The 19880-nt window shown below is 54.6% G+C and carries 11 protein-coding genes and 1 pseudogene; 10 read left to right on the forward strand and 2 right to left on the reverse strand.

Features of this window, described 5'->3' with window-relative positions:
- The first annotated feature begins 145 nt into the window (after positions 1-145).
- From HP572_RS02225 to recD, 8 genes are all read left to right on the forward strand, one after another.
- Entirely contained in the window at positions 146-649 is a 504-nt protein-coding gene (locus HP572_RS02225; protein WP_240584676.1) for a prepilin peptidase-dependent protein, read from the forward strand.
- On the forward strand, positions 643-1269 hold the full coding sequence (locus tag HP572_RS02230) for a prepilin peptidase-dependent protein (protein WP_240584677.1): 627 nt from the start codon (positions 643-645) through the stop codon (positions 1267-1269). The genes HP572_RS02225 and HP572_RS02230 overlap by 7 nt, the downstream gene beginning before the upstream one ends.
- Entirely contained in the window at positions 1266-1721 is a 456-nt protein-coding gene (locus HP572_RS02235; protein WP_240584678.1) for a YgdB family protein, read from the forward strand. Before HP572_RS02230 ends, HP572_RS02235 begins: the two co-directional genes overlap by 4 nt.
- The gene (locus HP572_RS02240) at positions 1708-2103 is read left to right on the forward strand and encodes a prepilin-type N-terminal cleavage/methylation domain-containing protein (RefSeq protein ID WP_240585675.1); all 396 of its coding nucleotides are present in this window, start codon (positions 1708-1710) and stop codon (positions 2101-2103) included. Before HP572_RS02235 ends, HP572_RS02240 begins: the two co-directional genes overlap by 14 nt.
- A 56-nt stretch (positions 2104-2159) precedes the next feature.
- A complete protein-coding gene (gene recC / locus HP572_RS02245; RefSeq protein WP_240584679.1) occupies positions 2160-5558 on the forward strand; it encodes an exodeoxyribonuclease V subunit gamma in 3399 nt (1132 codons plus the stop codon).
- 96 nt (positions 5559-5654) lie between these two features.
- Positions 5655-8591 (forward strand): pitrilysin, encoded by a 2937-nt coding sequence (gene ptrA / locus HP572_RS02250; protein ID WP_240584680.1) that lies wholly within the window; start codon positions 5655-5657, stop codon positions 8589-8591.
- Positions 8588-12169 (forward strand): exodeoxyribonuclease V subunit beta, encoded by a 3582-nt coding sequence (recB, locus tag HP572_RS02255; protein WP_240584681.1) that lies wholly within the window; start codon positions 8588-8590, stop codon positions 12167-12169. The genes ptrA and recB overlap by 4 nt, the downstream gene beginning before the upstream one ends.
- Positions 12166-14031, forward strand: coding sequence for an exodeoxyribonuclease V subunit alpha (recD, locus tag HP572_RS02260; protein WP_240584682.1), 1866 nt, complete (start codon positions 12166-12168; stop codon positions 14029-14031). The genes recB and recD overlap by 4 nt, the downstream gene beginning before the upstream one ends.
- 77 nt (positions 14032-14108) lie before the next feature.
- On the opposite strand, the gene HP572_RS02265 is transcribed toward recD, so the two are convergent.
- Entirely contained in the window at positions 14109-15131 is a 1023-nt protein-coding gene (locus tag HP572_RS02265; protein WP_240584683.1) for a LacI family DNA-binding transcriptional regulator, read from the reverse strand.
- Between the two features lie 326 nt (positions 15132-15457).
- Here HP572_RS02265 and HP572_RS02270 point away from each other — a divergent pair, with 326 nt between their 5' ends.
- A complete protein-coding gene (locus HP572_RS02270; RefSeq protein ID WP_039283981.1) occupies positions 15458-16654 on the forward strand; it encodes an L-talarate/galactarate dehydratase in 1197 nt (398 codons plus the stop codon).
- A gap of 83 nt (positions 16655-16737) precedes the next feature.
- On the opposite strand, the pseudogene argA reads toward HP572_RS02270, so the two are convergent.
- Positions 16738-18082 (reverse strand): annotated as a pseudogene (gene argA / locus HP572_RS02275) (amino-acid N-acetyltransferase).
- A gap of 364 nt (positions 18083-18446) precedes the next feature.
- On the opposite strand from argA, the gene amiC reads away from it, so the two are divergent.
- Positions 18447-19691, forward strand: coding sequence for an N-acetylmuramoyl-L-alanine amidase AmiC (amiC, locus tag HP572_RS02280; protein WP_240584684.1), 1245 nt, complete (start codon positions 18447-18449; stop codon positions 19689-19691).
- Positions 19692-19880 lie beyond the last annotated feature (189 nt).

Consider the following 19880-nt stretch of genomic DNA (forward strand, 5'->3'; position numbering starts at 1 on the left):
TGCTTTCTCCTGCTGTTCCCTCGTTTTCCCTGCCTCCCCGCACGCTTTTTCTGTTGTTACATCGTTGCAGTAAAACATTGCGAGCCGCCGCGTATAACGCTGTTAACGCGCTGTTTTTGCAGATAAGACTCACTATCCTGACGCCATGAAAACAGGGAATCGACAACGGCGAGGGTTTACCTTGCTTGAATTACTCGTGGTGCTGACGATTGTGGCGCTGATGGCGGGTGGCGGTTTGCATGGCTGGATTCAGTATCAACAGGCAATTCGTCTGGAGCAGAGTGCACAGCAACTGCTGGATTTTTTGAGTCGGGTTCAGGCGAATGCCTACTGGCATAACGAAACCCGCACGGCGAAGCTGATACCGCAGGGAGAACTATGGTGCATGGTGACGGGGCAGAATGAAAAACAGGCAGAGGAGACGTGCCGTGAGAACCATCCGGGACAGTTCGTTCGCCGCACGCAGGATGTTGTGCTGGCAAAGTTCACAAGCAACGTTTTTACGTTCTTTGGCTTGCGTAACGCGGCACAGGCCGGACACATCTCGTTGTCGAATTCTGCGGGTCAGCTACGCCTCATCATCTCAGTGAGAGGACGCATGCGTCTGTGCAGCGAGGCGCAGGCTGTCCTAGCGATTCCCCTATGCTGAAACCGATAGCGCTGAGACAGATCGTGTTGAAGCAATCAACGCTGGAGAGTAAACAATGCGGTTTCACTCTGCCGGAAATCCTGCTGGCACTGAGTTTAGGTAGCCTAATTATGCTGTCTGCGGCGCAGTTGTATCCTCTGCTGCGCAGTCAAAGCCAGGACAGCGCACAACTTTTCCGGCTGGAACAATTGTTCAGTCAGGTAGCGATGGGGGTTGAGAAAGATATCCGTCGTGCCGGTTTTTGTGCGGGAACCTGTCAGGGAAAGGCAATTAGCATAGGGAAGTATCCGGGTGAGGTGGAAAACAGCTGTCTGAATGTTTCTTACGATCTGAACCGGAATGGGGTTTGGGATGGCGGGGAACAGCAGGATGCCGAGTCTTTTGGCTATCGCCTGCGTGGCCGGTCGTTGGAAATTCAGAGCGGGGCACATAACTGTCAGGGCGACAGGTGGGAGAAGCTGTTTGATCCGCAAGAGGTGGTGCTCACGGTGTTCCGGCTACAGCGCCTATCTGCACAAAATAATGCGGCGTTGTATGAATTACAGCTCGCGGGTTATTGGGCCAAGCGGCCTGCCGTTCGGCAGCATACCACTCGCCTTATTCTTGGTCGTAACCAATGAGAAAAGGGCATCAGGAGGGAAGTGGAACGCTGGCTATGGTGCTGCTCATCGCCATTATCGGCCTGCTGTTGATGTCTGGTTTGCAGCGTCAGCTTGATGCTGCCATTCAGGTGGGGAACGATGAACGACATTATCTGCGCGCGTTCAATCAGGCATTGTCCTCTCTGAACTGGGGAAGAGGGCAGCGTTGGGCAATATTAACGGAAAGCTGGCAGTGTCAGCAGTTATCGGCAGAACAGCTCGTAGTGTGTCTGCGTGCGGCCTCGGATGGAGAACAAGGATTACTGCGTGGCGAAGGGACTCTTCCCGCTTCGCCGCGACCGTTGACGTTGTACCAACGGGTGTCCTTTTCGGCACTGTCGTCGGGTCAGATTGCTATTCAACCATTGGGTAACGGCTGGCTAGATTTCTGTCCTGATAAGGAGGTGACACGCTGTGATGCAACGGAATAGCGCGCTGAACAGGGGGATTGTGAGCCATCAATCCGGTTTTAGTCTGCCAGAGACGCTGGTGGCGGCGCTGCTGTTCGCTGTGTCGCTGATGGGGTTACTGCAATATCACCAGATCTTGCAGCAGTCATTTCAACACCAGTTGCAGCAGCGTCAGGCCTGGCGATTGGCGATGCAGCAGTTGGAGGCCTATGAAGCGGGTGTACGGTATAATCCGTCTGATAGTGATAATACCGCGTCTCTTGCGAGTCAAAACTGGCAGTTTAGTGTGTCAGAGCAGCGACAGAATGGAGAATGCCGTCAGGTAACGGCAAGAGTCATGACGCCACGTCGCTATCAGGCTACACTAAACCGTTGGTTTTGCCTGTCATCGCCTGTTGGATAGGAATGCTTGGGTAAACTATGAATGATAAATCGTAAGCAGCGGTAGCAGGAGCCAGAATGTTTAGAATCTATCACTCCAATCAGTTAGATATCTTGAAAAGACTGATGGTTGAGCTGATAAAACGTCAGCCGCTTGCGGATCCTTTCCAGCAGGAAGTGATTTTAGTTCAAAGCCCAGGGATGGCGCAGTGGCTGCAAATTGAGCTTGCTGGACACTTCGGGATTGCTGCCAATATTCAATTCCCGCTGCCCGGTGTTTTTTTGTGGAATATGTGTCGCCATGTGCTGCCGGATATTCCAAAAGAAAGCGCCTTCAGCAAGGATGCAATGACGTGGAAGCTCATGCATTTGCTGCCCGATTTGTTGGAACAGCCTGATTTTGCAGCCCTTAACCACTATTTGCAGGATGATGATAACCAGCGCAAGCTGCATCAGCTTGCCGGACGCGTGGCGGATCTTTTCGATCAATACCTGATTTATCGCCCGGAATGGATCAAGGCATGGCAAGAAGGGAAACAGGTTGACGATCTCGGCGGGAACCAGCTGTGGCAGTCGGCGCTGTGGCGTGCGTTGGTAGACTACACTCGCGAACTGGCGCAGCCCGAATGGCACCATGCGATTCTGTATCAACGCTTTATTACTGCGTTAGAACAGGCAAAAACGTGCCCGAAAGGCCTGCCGCCACGCGTTTTTATCTGCGGTATTTCGGCGTTACCCCCCATCTATTTACAGGCGCTGAACGCGCTGGCGCGTCATATTGACGTGCATCTGCTATTTACCAATCCCTGCCGCCATTACTGGAGTGACATTCAGGATTATAAATTTCTGGCGAAGCTAAAAGCCCGCAACCGCCGCTTACATCGCTTTGATGGCGAGCAGACTGATGAAACTCGTTCGCTCTTTCGCGATCCTTCACAGGCAGAAGCGTTATTCAACGATGACGGTAAACAGTCGATTAATAATCCGCTTCTGGCATCGTGGGGAAAACTGGGACGCGATAACCTTTATCTGCTGGCTGATTTAGATAGCGTGCAGGAGATCGATGCTTTTGTTGAGTCGGATGGCGAAAACCTGCTGCAAACCTTGCAGCGCGATATTCTTGAGCTGGAAGACCACGCGGTAGTGGCCGTCAGTCACGACACGCAGAACACCAGCATGCAAAAACGCCTGCTGGCTCTCGACGATCGTTCGATCGATTTTCACGCTTGCCACAGCCCGCAGCGTGAAGTTGAAGTGCTTCACGATCGGCTGCTGGCCATGATGGCCGACGATCCTGAGCTGATGCCGCGCGATGTTATTGTGATGATGGCGGATATCGACAGCTATACGCCGTTTATTCAGGCGGTGTTTGGCAACGCGCCAGATAACCGCTACCTGCCTTTTGCCATCTCCGATCAGCGTGCGCGACATGCGCATCCCGCCTTGCAGGCGGTAATCAGCCTGCTGGATTTACCAACAAGCCGTTTTACGGCGGAACAGGTTCTGGCATTGCTTGAAGTGCCCGCGCTGGCTGCGCGTTTTGGTATTCAGGAAGAAGGGTTACGGCGTCTGCGCCTGTGGGTTGTGGAATCAGGCGTGCGCTGGGGACTGGATGACGACAACGTACGCGATCTGATGCTGCCGCCAACGGGGCAGCATACGTGGCGCTTCGGCCTGACGAGAATGTTGCTGGGCTATGCGATGGACAGTCAGATTGGCGACTGGCAAGGCGTGCTGCCTTATGATGAATCCAGCGGGCTGATTGCGGAGCTGGCTGGTCAACTGGCCGAACTGCTGATGCAGATTCACCACTGGCGTCAGCGCCTGTCTCAGCCGCGTGTGCTTGTCGACTGGCTACCGCTGTGTCGAGAGCTGATCGAAACCTTCTTTGATGCTGACAGCGAGACCGAAGCGGCGTTGGCGTTAGTTGAAAAACAGTGGCAGCACGTGATTGGTATGGGCACGATGGCGCATTATCCGCAACAGGTGCCAATCTCCCGGTTACGTGATGAACTGTCGCGGCGTCTCGATCAGGAACGGCTCAGCCAGCGTTTTCTGGCTGGCTCAATTAACTTTTGCACGCTGATGCCGATGCGTTCCATCCCGTTCAAGGTCGTGTGTTTGCTGGGCATGAATGACGGCGTTTATCCTCGAACGCTGCCACCGCTCGGGTTCGATCTGATGGGGCGGAAAATCAAGCGTGGTGACCGTAGCCGACGTGATGATGACCGCTACCTGTTTCTTGAAGCGCTTCTGTCGGCGCAGCACAAACTCTATATCAGCTATATCGGGCGCTCGATTCAGGATAATACGCGCCGCTATCCTTCCGTATTGGTCAGCGAACTGACGGAATATATCGCACAAAGTTACGTCCTGCCGGGTGATGAAGCGCTGGATATCGATAGCAGCGCGGAGCGCGTGGTGAAGCACCTTTGCCGCGAACATAGCCGTATGCCTTTTGATGCGAATAACTTCCTGTCTGCACCGCAGCCGTTGAGCTTTGCGGCCGAGTGGCTGGCGGCGGCGAACCAGAAAGGGGAAGCTCAGCCTGATTTCGATCGTGAAGCGTTGTCCGAAAGAGCGAGTGATAGGGATGTCAGTCTGGACGATTTGAAGCGTTTTTATCGTCATCCTGTGCGAGCCTTTTTTCAGCTGCGGCTTGGCGTGAGTTTTATGCTGCACAGCGATGAGCTGTTGGATGAAGAGCCCTTTGTGGTTGATAGCCTTAACCGCTATCAATTGAATAGTGAGTTGCTTAATACCTTGATTAATGAAGGCGATACCGAAAAACTGTATCGTCGTGCCAGAGCCGCGGGTGAGTTGCCCTATGGCGCGTTCGGCGAAATTTACTGGCAGGAACAGCAGCAGGAGATGGCGCAGTTGGCTGCGCGCGTGCGTGATGAATTAACGCCGTTGCTGTCGGTGAGTCGGGAGGTGGATATTCTCCTCGACGGTGTGCGTATCAGCGGCTGGCTGAATCAGGTGCAGCCGGATGGTTTGCTGCGTTGGCGTCCCGGCACGCTTTCCATGAAGGATGGCATTACGCTGTGGTTGGAACATCTGGCCTACTGTGCAACGGGCGGGCAGGGTGAAAGTCGGCTGTATGGGCGGGAAGATACGGCGTGGCGCTTTGCTGCCTTGTCGGAAGCGCAGGCCAGAGAACATCTGTCTGTCATGCTGAATGGCTATCGTCAGGGAATGAACAAGCCGCTGTTATTGCTCAATAAAGCGGGAAGTGCCTGGCTGGCTGAATGTTATGATCGCGAAAGCGACAGCCTGCGGTTGGATGAGGAAGCGCAGAACAAAGCGCGCGCCCGTTTACTGCAAGCCTGGCAGGGCAACATGGGAATGCGGGGAGAAGGTGAGGATTATTACCTGCAACGCATTATCCGTGAGTTGGATGAAAAGCGAATGAATGAGGTGATTGAAGCGGCGCAAATCTGGCTACTGCCACCGTTCCGCTCTAATCTGGCGTGATGAGTTTGTTTTGGGTAATGCCCGAGTCGATTTCGAGGTGCGAGAAGATAACGCACTGCAACGTGAAAAGTGATGGATATGAGGTTGGAGAATTGCATGCGTAAACAGTGGGTCTGGATTACCGGGTGGTTTCTTTTATTCACATTCTGGCTTCCGGCGAGTTGGGCTGAGACGGGCTGGCAGCCGCTGGCTCAGACGATTCGAAAAAGCGAAAAAGATCCGCGGCAATATCAGGCGATCAAACTGGATAATGGAATGACCGTTCTGCTGGTTTCCGATCCGCAGGCACCGAAATCGTTGGCATCACTGGCGCTGCCTATTGGCTCGCTGGACGATCCCAATAATCAACTGGGATTAGCGCATTACCTCGAACACATGGTGCTGATGGGATCGAAACGTTACCCAGAGCCAGAGGCGCTGTCCGAGTTTTTGAAAAAGCATGGCGGTAGCCACAATGCCAGCACGGCGTCTTACCGCACGGCGTTTTATCTGGAAGTAGAAAATGATGCGCTGCGGCCAGCCGTCGATCGGATGGCGGATGCGATTGCTGAACCGCTGCTCGATCCGGTGAATGCCGATCGTGAGCGTAACGCGGTCAATGCGGAATTAACCATGGCGCGTTCGCGCGACGGTCATCGCATGGCGCAGGTGGGGGCGGAAACGCTGAACCCAGCGCACCCAAGCGCGCGTTTTTCGGGGGGGAATCTTGAAACCCTGAGCGATAAACCCGGCAGCAAACTGCATGATGAGCTGGTGAAGTTCTATCAGAAATACTACTCCGCCAACCTGATGAAAGGGGTGATTTACAGTAATCAACCTCTGCCTGAACTGGCGAAACTGGCGGTTGATACATTCGGGCGCATTCCTAATCACAACGCCAGCGTTCCTGCGGTGACCGTTCCTGTGGCGACGGAAAAGCAGCGCGGCGTAATGATTCACTATGTTCCTGCTCAGCCGAGAAAACAGCTGCGCATTGAGTTTCGCGTCAGCGATATTAGCCAGGAATTTCGCAGCAAGACGGATACCTATATTAGCTATCTGATCGGCAACCGCAGCCAGAATACGCTCTCTGACTGGTTGCAAAAGGAAGGGCTGGTTGAGTCTATCGGGGCGGGTTCTTCGCCGATCATCGACCGTAATGGCGGCATGTTCGCTATTTCAGCCTCGCTGACCGATAAAGGTTTGGCACAGCGTGATGAAGTGATCGCTGCGATATTCCGTTACCTGCAACAAATCCGCACAGAAGGGATTCAGCAGCGCTATTTTGATGAGATCGCGCATGTTCTGGATTTGGATTTCCGCTATCCGTCCATCAGCCGTGATATGGACTACATCGAATGGTTGGTGGATACCATGCTGCGCGTGCCGGTCGAACATACGCTGGATGCGCAGTATGTTGCCGATCGCTACGATCCGAAGGCTATCGCCGCACGACTGGACGAGATGACGCCGCAGAACGCGCGCGTCTGGGTCATCAGCCCGAATGAGCCGCATAATAAAGTGGCCTATTTTGTCGATGCGCCGTACGAGATGAATAAAATCCCGTCAGCAACATTCGCAAAATGGAAAACGCTGGGGCAGAAAATGTCACTGTCGTTGCCGACGATCAACCCCTATATCCCGGATGATTTCTCCCTGATCAAAGCCGATAAGGCGATGACTAAACCGACACTCCTGCTGAATCAGCCGGGGCTGCGCGTGCTGTATATGCCAAGCCACTACTTCGCTGATGAGCCGAAAGCGGAAATCACGCTGTTCCTGCGTAATCAGGAAGCGCGCAGTACCGCCCGTAATCAGGTGCTGTTTGCGTTAAATGATTATCTGGCAGGTCTGGCGCTGGATGAACTCAGCTATCAGGCTTCGATCGGCGGCATCAGTTTCTCCACCCGCAGCAATGATGGTCTGGTGATTAGCGCCAATGGCTATACCCAGCACTTGCCACGATTGCTGCTGACGTTGGCGGATGGCTACGCCTCCTTTACCTCAACGGAAGCACAGCTGGAGCAGGCGAAATCCTGGTACATACAGCAGTTGGATGCGGTAGAGAAATCAAAAGCCTTTGAACAGGCGTTACAGCCCGTTCAGGCGATATCGCAACTGCCTTACTTTGAGCGCGCAGAACGTCGTAACCTGCTGAAGGATATCCGTTTACAGGATGTGGTTAACTACCGCAAAGACCTGCTGCAAAAAGCCACGCCGGAAATGCTGGTCGTCGGCAATCTGGCACCAGAGAAAGTCACCGAGCTGGCGAACACGCTGAAAGCGCATCTGAAGGCTGGTGGCGAAAATCTGTCGCGCAGCGATGATGTCAAAGTCAGTAAGCCGCAGCTTGCTAATCTGCAACGCCCAGGCAGCAGCACGGATTCTGCGTTAGCAGCGGTGTATGTACCGACGGGGTATTCTGAAACGGAAAGCATGGCGTATAGCTCTGTGCTGGGGCAGATCGTTCAGCCTTGGTTCTATAGCCAACTGAGAACGGAAGAGCAGCTGGGTTACGCGGTGTTTGCCTTCCCAACGACGGTCGGTCGACAGATGGGCATTGCCTTCCTGCTGCAAAGCAACAGCAAACAGCCTGCTTATCTGTATCAGCGCTATGAAGATTTTTACCTGAAAGCGCAAAAACGACTGCGTGAAATGAGTAAAGAAGAGTTTGAGCAGTATAAGCAGGGCGTGATGAATGAGCTGAGCCAGCGTCCGCAAACCTTAGGCGAAGAGGCCAGCCGACTGCGTCGTGATTTGGATCGGGAAAACTTCGCTTTTGATTCACGCGAGAAACTGCTCGAACAAATCAAACCGCTGACGGTGACGCAGCTGGCAGACTTCTTCCAGCAGGCGCTGAAGCCTGAAGGGCTGGCGATTTTGTCGCAGGTTTCCGGCAGTCATCATGGTAAAGCCGACTATGCTGCACCGAAAGGCTGGCATACCTACGCGGATGCGTCTTCATTGCAGAAAACGTTACCGCGTGAGAAAGCGCCTGTGATGATCCCTGCGCCAGTAGCATCAGAAACTGTCGGTAAGGTTTCAGCAGAATGAAAAATGCCGCGCCGCAATCATTAGACGTCATGACGTTGCCGCTCCTCGGGGAGCGGCTGATTGAGGCGTCGGCCGGAACGGGGAAAACCTATACGCTGGCTGCGCTTTACCTGCGCCTGCTATTGGGGCTGGGCAAGCAAGCCGCGTATCCACGTCCGCTATTGGTCGAAGAAATTCTGGTTGTGACCTTTACAGAGGCCGCGACCGAAGAATTGCGGGAGCGTATTCGTGCCCGAATTCACGCTTTACGCATCGCCTGCCTGCGTAGAAGCGCGCAGGGTGAAGAGGCAGAAAAGCCTAAAGATACTTCGCTAGCGCAGCTGCTAGCGGAGATTTCGGACCACCGCGATGCGGCCGACGTATTGCTGGCGGCTGAACGACAAATGGACGAGGCGGCGATCTACACGATCCACGGCTTCTGCCAGCGTATGCTCAGTACCAATGCGTTTGAATCCGGCGTGCTTTTCGAACAGGTTCTGATAGAAGATGAACAGCCGCTGCGCCGTCAGGCCTGCGCTGATTTCTGGCGTCGTTATTGCTATCCGCTGCCAGTCGAGGTCGCACGTATTGTCGGTCTGGAGTGGAAAGGGCCGGAAAACCTGTTGGCCGATCTGGCGCCTTATCTGCACGGTGAAGCGCCAGCGTTTCGCTTGCCGCCAGAAGAAGATGAAACGCTGCTGAGTCGACATGAGAAGATTGTGGCGACGATCGACGCGTACAAACAGCGCTGGCTGGCGTCAGCAGCGGAACTTGAGGCACTGATTAGTGCTTCTGGCGTCGATAAACGCAGCTACAGCAGTAAGCATCTTCCCAACTGGCTACAGAAAGTCACGCTGTGGGCAGAGCAGCCGACGCTGGATTATCAACTGCCGAAAGATCTGGTGAGATTTGCCCAGCAAACGCTGATTGAGAAAACGAAGAAAGGTGAGCCGCCTGTCCATGCTCTCTTTGAAGAGACCGAACGGCTGCTTGAAGCGCCACTGTCGCTGCGTGATTTAGTCATTGTTCGCGCGCTGTCGGCGATCCGGGAGTCGGTGAGTGAGGAAAAACGGCAGCGAGCAGAACTGGGGTTTGACGATCTGTTGAGCCGTTTGGATGTTGCGTTGCAACAGCCTGGCGGGGAACAGCTTGCCAGCGCCATTCGCGAACGCTATCCGGTGGCGATGATCGATGAATTTCAGGATACCGATCCTCAACAGTACCGTATTTTCAGAACGCTGTACGTCGGGCAGCCGCAGTGTGGGCTGCTGTTGATCGGTGATCCTAAACAGGCTATTTATGCGTTTCGCGGCGCGGATATTTTTACCTATATGCACGCGCGCGGAGAAGTAGCTGCGCATTATACGCTGGGCACGAACTGGCGCTCGTCGCACCAGATGGTGCGTGGCGTTAATCGTCTGTTTGAACGCCTTGATTCTCCTTTTATTTTTCAAAACATTCCTTTCCTGCCGGTTAAGCCTGCTGAGTCCAAGCGCGGTTTGGTGTTTGAGGTTGCAGGGCAGCCTCAGCCTGCGCTGCAATTCTGGCTAACGGGTTCAGAACCGATTGGCGTAGGGGATTATCAGCAGCAGATGGCGCGTCAGTGTGCGGCGCAGATTCGTGACTGGCTGGCTGCGAGCCAACGCAATGAAGCCTGGCTGGTCACCGACGATTCCCGCCGTTTGGTCAGGGCATCTGACATGAGCGTGCTGGTGCGTAGCCGGCGTGAAGCCTCGCTGATTCGTGACGCGCTGAGCCGCTTGTCCATTCCTTCGGTGTACCTGTCCAATCGCGACAGCGTATTCAGCACGCCGGAAGCCAGCGATATGTTGTGGCTGTTGCAGGCGGTGCTGGCACCGGAACAGGAGCGCACGTTACGCAGCGCGATGGCGACGGCCCTGATGGGGCTGGATGCTGAACAGGTTGATGCATTAGGGCAAAGCGAAGCTGCGTGGGATGCGCTGGTGGATGAATTTGCGGGCTACCGTGCTTTGTGGCGTCAGCGCGGCGTACTGCCGATGCTGCGTGCATTGATGAGTCAACATCAACTGGCGGAGAACCTGCTGGCGAGTGCGGAGGGCGAACGCCGTATTACCGATATTCTGCATATCGGTGAGTTATTGCAGGATGCCTCGGCAACCCTTGATAGCGAACATGCGCTGGTGCGCTGGCTATCCCAGCAGATTGTCCAACCTAATCCGCAGGCAGAGAACCAGCAGCTACGTCTGGAAAGCGATCGTCATTTGGTGCAGATCGTGACGATCCACAAATCGAAAGGGCTTGAATACCCGCTGGTGTGGCTACCTTTCATCAGTAACTTCCGCGTGCAGGATCAGGGGATTTATCACGATCGCGAAAGCTATCAGGCCGTGTTGGATCTGCAAAATAATGAAGAAAGCCAGACGCTGGCGGAAGAAGAGCGGCTGGCGGAAGATTTACGTTTGCTGTATGTCGCGCTAACCCGTTCTATCTACCATTGTAGCGTGGGTGTCGCCCCCGTTCAGCGGTCGCGTAAGAAAGACGGCAGCAGCGATATGCACCAGAGCGCGCTGGGCTATTTACTCCAGCGCGGTAAAGAAGCCGAGGCTGCCACGTTAGTCAGCGAGCTGGAAGGCATGGTGGGAGAGGGTGTCGCATTGACACCGCTACAGGCGACGGAAGAACAGCGCTGGCAGCCGGATAGACCGGAACTGGCAGAGCTGCGGGCTCGCCACATCGAACGGCAGCTTCGCGACGGCTGGCGAGTAACCAGCTATTCGGGGCTTCAGCAGCATGGTTCTGCCAGTGCGCAGGATCTGGTGCCGCGTCTGGATATTGAAGCGATAGGCGAGCGTCAGGAAGCGGATGAAACCCAGCTGACGCCGCATACGTTCCCACGCGGCGCGAGTCCGGGAACGTTTTTGCATAGCCTGTTTGAAACGCTGGATTTCACTCAGCCCGTTGAGGATGACTGGCTAGCCGAGCAGTTACAGCTACAGGGATTTGAAGCACACTGGCAACCCGTGTTAAAGGCGTGGATGGATACGCTTTTGCATACGCCGCTTAATGAGCAAGGGATCGCGCTATCGGCGCTGGATAACGCCGATAAGCAGGCTGAATTACAGTTCTATATCCCGATTGACGCGCCAATACAGGCGGCGCAGCTCGATCGGCTGGCAAAGCATCACGATCCGCTCTCTGCACGCTGCCCTGCGCTCTCTTTTCAGCAGGTGAAAGGCATGCTGAAAGGGTTTATCGATCTGGTGTTCCGCTGGGAAGGGCGCTATTACCTGCTGGACTATAAGTCCAATTGGCTCGGCCCTGATGCCAGTGCGTACACCCAAACTGCCATGATGCAGTCGATGGCCGAACATCGCTATGACTTGCAATACCAGCTCTACACGCTGGCTTTACATCGCTATCTGCGTCATCGCATTGCGGATTATGACTATGAACGCCACTTTGGCGGGGTGTTTTATCTGTTTTTACGCGGCGTTGAAGCGTCTCACCCCGGCAATGGCATCTTTGCTTGTCGTCCCTCTGCTGAATTTGTTTTCGGGCTTGATGCGCTATTTAAGGGAAAGACGCCTGACGATGCTGATACAGGAATTCCCTCATGATTGCGTTACTTGAAACGGCACTGGCGCGGCGGTTGCTGCGCCCGCTGGATGTTCAGTTCGCCAGAATGCTGGCAGATGAGACAAAGCCCGATTTGCTGTTGGCCGCCGCCTGCCTGAGTGCACATTCGGGGGCAGGGCACGTGTGTTTACCGCTGGAGAATTTGCAGGCGCAGACGCTGTTTGATGGCCGCGAGCCTGAACTGGCGCAACAGCTGCTCACGGAGGCAGGGCTCAATACGGTTGCCGCATGGCGGCAGCGCTTACTGGCGTCCGATGCCGTCAGCGATGGCAGCCAGCCGACGCCACTGGTGCTGCAAGGAGAAAAGCTGTATTTACAGCGTAGCTGGCAGAGTGAAGGCCGCGTGGCGCGGTTTATTGCCAGCGAGCGCGATACGATCTCCGTTGATGAACCCGCGATCCGAGCGGTTCTGGATCGGCTGTTTCCGGACGCTGGCGAAGAGATTAACTGGCAGAAGGTGGCCGCGGCTGTCGCCTTGACGCGCCGCATTGCGGTTATTTCCGGCGGGCCGGGGACGGGGAAAACCACGACGGTGGCCAAATTGCTGGCGGCGCTGATTGAGCTGAATACGGGAGGAACGTTACGTATTCAACTGGCTGCACCGACCGGGAAAGCGGCTGCGCGGCTCACGGAGTCGTTGGGGCAAGCCCTGCACCGTCTTGCGGTGGATCCTCAGCTGCGGGATGCGTTTCCTCAGGAAGCGACAACGCTGCACCGGCTTTTGGGCGCGGTGACAGACAGCCAGCGCTTGCGTCACCATCAGGACAACCCGCTGCATTTGGATGTGCTGATTGTGGATGAGGCGTCGATGGTCGATCTGCCGATGATGGCAAATGTGATCGCCGCGCTTCCGCCACACGCCAGAATTATCTTTCTGGGTGACCGCGATCAGCTGGCGTCCGTCGAGGCGGGTGCGGTGTTGGGTGATATCTGCCGTTTTGCCGAGGCTGGCTATAGCCGTGCGCGGGCGCAGCAACTACGGCGGCTGACTGGCTGTAAGCTGGATGAAAGCGGCCCTGAAGGGCAATCGACGGTCAGTGACAGTATTTGTCTGTTACGCCGGAGCTACCGTTTCGATCCGCATTCCGGGATTGGCCAACTGGCGCTGGCGGTGAACGGCGGTGATGATGCGCGTGTGCGTGCGGTGTTAAATGGCGAGTTTACTGACATCACCTGTAGCCCGTTAACCGAGGCTGAAGAGTATCAGGCCATGCTGGCACAGTGTGTCGAAGGGTATCGTGATTATCTACAGCTTGTTGCGGCGGGATCCACGCCGGATGCTGTGCTGTTTGCCTTCCAACGCTATCGCCAGCTGTGTGCATTGCGCGAAGGGCCATTTGGCGTAGCAGGGCTGAATCAGCGCATCGAGCAGGCTTTGCATCAGGCTGGGCTGATTCAGCGCAGCCGTAATCCGCTCAACCGCTGGTATCCTGGCCGACCGGTCATGATTGAACGTAACGATGCCGCATTGGGTCTGTTCAATGGGGATATCGGTATCGCCATGATGGGAGACAACGGGGAACTGCGCGTATTTTTCCCGTTGCCGAATGGCGAAACCAAAGACGTTACGCCAAGCCGCCTGCCGCCGCATGAAACGGCCTATGCGATGACGGTACATAAATCACAGGGATCGGAGTTCGATCATACGGCGCTGGTGTTGCCGAACCACTATTTACCGGTGCTGACGCGGGAGCTGGTATATACCGCCATCACGCGTGCGCGCCAGCGTTTGTCACTCTATACCGATGTCCGCATTCTCTGCCGAGCGGTGAAAACGCCAACGCAGCGCTATAGCGGCCTGGAAGAGAGAATTAGCGCACTGATGAATGGCGACATACCTTAAATCATTTACGTTGCAGACTGGCAAGGCCCACGGTGGGCCGAGTCGGTAAGGGTAATACAAATGTGATGAATAGAACGTCAGGCAGACTCGCGTTCAATCAGTGAAAAACCGATATCAAGGATAGGGGAAGGGACGCTTTTCCCCTCAATCTTTTCTGCCAGCATTGCTGCTGCATCGGTGCCGATCTTCCAGCGATCGACCCTGACCGTTGTAATCGTCGGTGTACTGTGTGCAGCGAAATCGAGATCGCCAAATCCCATGACTGCCAGTTGCTTTGGTACGCTTAATCCTCTGGCGGCGGCTTCGATCATCACGCCCTGCGCCAGCGTATCGGAACTGCAAATAATTGCATCAAACGCCTCGCCATCAGCCAGAAGTTCACTCAGCCCCTGCCGCCCTAACGCCAGCGTAGCAGGCCACGGGGCGATGGCTTCACGTACGTAGCTTCCCGGTTGTTTTTGTATGACGTCGTAAATGCCTTTCTTACGCAATCCGGCACGCGCGTCTTCGGTCCAGACAAGGCCAAAGCGCGAATGTCCTTTACTCAGCAAATAGTGCCCGATGGCATTCCCGATGTTTTCATGGGAAAAACCGACCAGCATATCGAGCGGCGTCGGGGTGAGATCCCAGATTTCGACCACGGGGATCGTGGCGTTGAGCAGAAGACGTTTGAGTTCGGGCGTGTGGTGAATTCCGGTGAGGACGATACCGTCCGGGCGACGAGAAAGCAGGGTAGCGACAATCTCCGCCTCGGATTCATTAGTATAGCCAGCGACGCATAGCAGCATGTGGTAACCGCGTGCGGCCAGCTCATCGCTGATCGCCTGAACGGTATCAACGAACATGTTGTTATTGATTTGCGGCACGACGACGGCAATCAGCTTGCTGCGCCGGGAGGCGAGCCCACCCGCTAACATGTTAGGGATATAACCCGTGGCGCGGACCGCTTCCATCACCTTGTTCACGGTTTCTGCACGAACAATCTTCGGATTGTTCAACGCGCGGCTGACGGTCATGGGCGAAATGCCTGCGGCGCGCGCCACATCTTCAAGCGTGGGAGCGCGTGGCGGCATGCTGTTGGCGTTCTTATCGCGTTTCAATCACGGGTTCCCTTCTGAGGCTGCGCGCACATTCACATGTCGCTGGATTATCGTTGATGGCACATCGGTTTACCAGTTGCCTGTGTTTCTGACAACCTGCCGAATTGTATCGCTTTTTCAGGCTGGCTCCAGAGCAGGCTAGGCTGCATTTCCGCTGTATCCTCTTACTTTTTGTGGTGATTGCGCAATCATTAATTTTGTCTCTCGATGAACGGTTTTATCGTGCAAATGATTGTTATGTGATCTGCATGGCATGTTTTTTCTTCATTTGTCGCTATCTTCCTTCTGTTTATGAATGTTAGCGCAATCATTTTACGAGGTGAGACATGACCATCAGTGCAAATTCAGCCGCAGTTAGCTATGCAAAAGTCACGAACGTCAGAACGGCTGCCGAGTCGGGCGATCGAATCGAATGGGTAAAACTCTCTCTGGCGTTTTTGCCGCTGGCAACGCCGGTTAGCGATGCGAAAGTACTGACCGGAAGGCAGAAACCGCTGACCGAAGTCGCCATTATTTTTGCGGAAATCCGCAGTCGTGATGGGTTTGAAGGGGTAGGGTTCAGCTACTCCAAGCGAGCGGGCGGACAGGGCATTTATGCCCACGCGAAAGAGATTGCCGATAATCTGCTGGGCGAAGATCCGAACGATATCGATAAGATCTACACCAAGCTGCTGTGGGCTGGCGCATCGGTTGGCCGAAGTGGGATGGCGGTGCAGGCGATTTCTCCGCTCGACATCGCGCTGTGGGATATGAAAGCCAAACGTGCAGGTCTGCCTCTGTCGAAGCTGCTGGGTTCACACCGTGATTCTGTACAGTGTTACAACACCTCCGGCGGCTTCCTGCATACGCCATTGGATCAGGTATTAAAAAATGTCGTGATCTCCCGTGAAAGCGGCATTGGCGGGATCAAACTGAAAGTCGGCCAGCCGAATACGGCAGAGGATATTCGTCGTCTCACGGCGGTGCGTGAAGCGCTGGGAGAGGATTTCCCGCTGATGGTGGATGCCAATCAGCAGTGGGATCGTGAAACGGCGATTCGGATGGGCAGAAAGATGGAAGCTTTTAACCTGATCTGGATTGAAGAACCGCTGGATGCCTACGATGTGGAAGGTCATGCGGCGCTGACGGCGGCGCTGGATACGCCGATTGCGACTGGCGAGATGCTCACCAGCTTCCGCGAGCATGAGCAGCTGATCCTCGGTAATGCCAGTGACTTTGTCCAGCCGGATGCACCGCGCGTGGGTGGGATTTCACCTTTCCTGAAAATCATGGACTTGGCCGCGAAGCACGGTCGTAAGCTGGCTCCGCATTTTGCGATGGAAGTGCACTTGCATCTGGCGGCAGCCTATCCGATTGAACCCTGGCTGGAACACTTCGAGTGGCTGAATCCGCTCTTCAACGAGCAGCTAGAGCTGCGCGATGGGCGGATGTGGGTATCCGATCGTCTGGGGTTAGGATTTACGCTGAGTGAACAGGCAAGGAAGTGGACAACGTTAAGCTGTGAGTTTGGCAAGCAGCCATAAGCGGATGAAAACATCGTGAGCGAATGAAAACAGCGTGGCCGATTTTACGATCGGCCACGAGAAACGTTATCGAGTGGAATAACTCAGAGATCCAGCACCAGAATCTTCGAGCGACGCTGGTAGTTATACAGCGCCTGCTTTTTCTTCGGCAGCATTTCCACTTCGGCAGGTAAAAAGCCGCGCTCCTGGAACCAGTGGATGCTGTGTGTCGTCAGCACGAACAGCTTTTGCAGACCCTGCTGACGCGCCTGAGCGGCAACGCGCAGTAACAGCATATCGCCGCGTGATGAGCTGCGGTAATCCGGGTGAACCGCGACGCAGGCCATTTCGCCGATGCTTTCTTCCGGGAATGGATAAAGCGCGGCGCAGGCGATAGTCAGGTTATCACGTACCACGACGGTGAATTTGTCGATCTCCATTTCCAACTGCTCACGCGAGCGTCTTACCAGAATGCCTTGTTGCTTCCAGCGGGCGAATCAACTCCAGAATACCGCCAATATCATTGATGGTCGCACGGCGAACCTGCTCGGCGCTCTCCATCACGATCTGCGTACCGATACCGTCACGTGAGAACAGCTCTTGCAGCAGCGCGCCGTCGTCCTGATAGCTGATCAGGTGGCTACGGCGTACGCCGCTACGGCAGGCCTTGACCGCGCCACGCAGGAATCGGACCGTACCCGAATGGTAATCGCCAGCCTGTTCCAGCGCATCAATACGCTGCTGCGCATCGTCAGGGAACAGCTCGGAAATGATGTTGCCTTCTTCATTGGTCACGCCCTGTGAGGAGCAGAAACCAATCATTTTTTCTGCTTTCAGCTTAATAGCGAGCTGGGTCGCGACCTCTTCCGAGGTTAAATTGAAACTTTCACCGGTGACTGAAACCGCAACCGGGCCGAGCAGCACAATGGCACCGCTATTCAGCTGGCGGTGAACGGCTTCTTCATCAATGCGGCGAATACGGCCGCTGTGGCAGTAGTCCACACCGTCGTCCACGCCAAGCGGCTGCGCGATAATAAAGTTACCGCTGACGACATTAATGTGGGCGCCTTGCAGCGGCGTGTTGTTCAGGCTCATCGACAGCCGGGCGGTGATGTCCAACTGCAGCATGCCTGCCGCCTGCTTGACCAGTTCCAGCGTGGTGCTGTCGGTGATACGAGTGTTTTTATGGTAGAGAGGCTCGTAGTGATGCGTTGTCAGGTTGGCATCGATCTGGGGACGAGCGCCATAAACGACCACCAGCTTGATCCCCAGACTGTGTAGCAGCCCGATATCATTTACGATGCTAGAGAAGTTGGCATGTTCAATGGCTTCGCCACCTAACATGATGACAAACGTTTTGCCACGGTGGGCATTGATATAGGGAACTGAATGGCGGAAGCCCTGAACCAGTTCTGTACTCCGTTCCTTCACTGCGAGCCCTCTTTGCATTTTTATTCGTAATTTCTGTATTTTTATTCTTTATGACGTAAAAGGCAAGAGGAAGTATTAACCAGAAAAGTCAGGATTCTGTTTCATCTTGCTACCATGCCCTAAATAATTCGAGTTGCAGGAAGGCGGCAACTGCGCGAGTCCCCAGGAGCTTACATAAGTAAGTGACTGGGGTGAGCAAGGGAAGCCAACGCACATGCGGCTTGAAGTATGACGGGCATGAATAGGATTTTTGCATGACAGCATGGAACAGATTCGTTAAAGTTTTTGACAATTTTTACCTTTATTCATTTTTTAATGGCCTATCCAGTGCATTCGCAACACAACAATGCAGGATAGCGCACAGCAATCAGATCGGAGCGGCATGTCTCATTCGAATCATCATCTGACTCGACGGCGTCTATTACAAAGCGCGGCAGCAACCTGGTTGCTAAGCGTAAGTGGTGTAGGAATAGCAGCGACAACGCAGGTCGTTGCCGTGCGCGTCTGGCCGTCCTCCGCCTATACCCGCGTCACGCTGGAATCCAATCACCCGCTGAAATATAAACAGTTTAGCCTGAGTAATCCTGAACGCATCGTGGTGGATATCGAAAATGTTCATCTGAACCGCGTATTGAAGGAGGTAGCGAGCCAGTTTAAGTCAGATAACGATCCGCTGATTAAAGAAGCGCGCATCGGCCAGTTTGATAAAACCACGGTGCGCTTGGTGCTGGAGCTCAAGCAGCAGGCGACGACCAAAGTCTTTACGCTGGTGCCAGTGGCTGAATTCAAGCATCGACTGGTGCTGGATTTGTATCCTGCGGCAGGTCGTTACGACAACGAAGAAGATCCGCTGCTAGCGCTGTTAGAGGATTACAACAAAGGCGATCTGGAACGTACGCTGCCGGCAGAAGCGCCGAAAGCCGGGAAAGCCGGGCGGGATCGTCCGCTGATTATTATGCTCGACCCCGGCCACGGTGGTGAAGATCCCGGTGCGATTGGCAAGAATAAAACGCGCGAGAAAGACATCGTGCTGCAAATCGCTCGCCGCTTGCGCAAGCTGATCGACAATGAATCCAATATGAAAGCCTATATGACGCGTAATGAAGATGTGTTCATTCCGCTGCGCGTACGGGTGGCGAAAGCGCGCAAGCAGCGTGCCGATCTGTTCATTTCTATTCATGCGGATGCGTTTACCAATCGATCGGCAAGAGGATCGTCGGTTTTTGCACTGTCGAAGAAAGGGGCAACCAGTACCGCCGCCAGATTTCTGGCAGAGACCCAGAACGAATCGGATTTGATCGGTGGCGTGAGCATGAGCGGCGACCGCTATCTGGATCACACCATGTTCGATCTGGTGCAGACCGTGACGATTGGCGACAGCCTGAAGTTTGGTAAAGAGATCCTGACCCGGTTGGGCAAGGTGAATCGTCTGCATAAAAACAGCGTCGATCAGGCCGGATTTGCGGTACTGAAAGCGCCGGATATTCCGTCTGTTCTGGTTGAGACGGCATTTATCAGCAATCTGGAAGAAGAGCGCAAGCTGCGCACCAGCCATTTCCAGCAGCAGATTGCGGAATCCATTTTTGCAGGCATTAAAGCCTACTTTGCCAGTCAGGCTGAGCGGTAGTTGTGTTGTCGATGTAGCACACGCGATGACCGCGCCTAACTGGCGCGGTTCAAAGGGAATGATGTTTGGGGCATGGTACGTAGAAACAGGTAGTTCGTATATAGGTAGTACGTAGAAACAGATAATGCGTAGAAAACAAAAAAGCACCCGTTAAGGTGCTTTATCGCTGCGTTCTTAATCGAACAGAAC

The sequence above is a fragment of the Pectobacterium sp. PL64 genome, assembly GCF_022477975.1.
GTDB lineage: Bacteria > Pseudomonadota > Gammaproteobacteria > Enterobacterales > Enterobacteriaceae > Pectobacterium > Pectobacterium jejuense.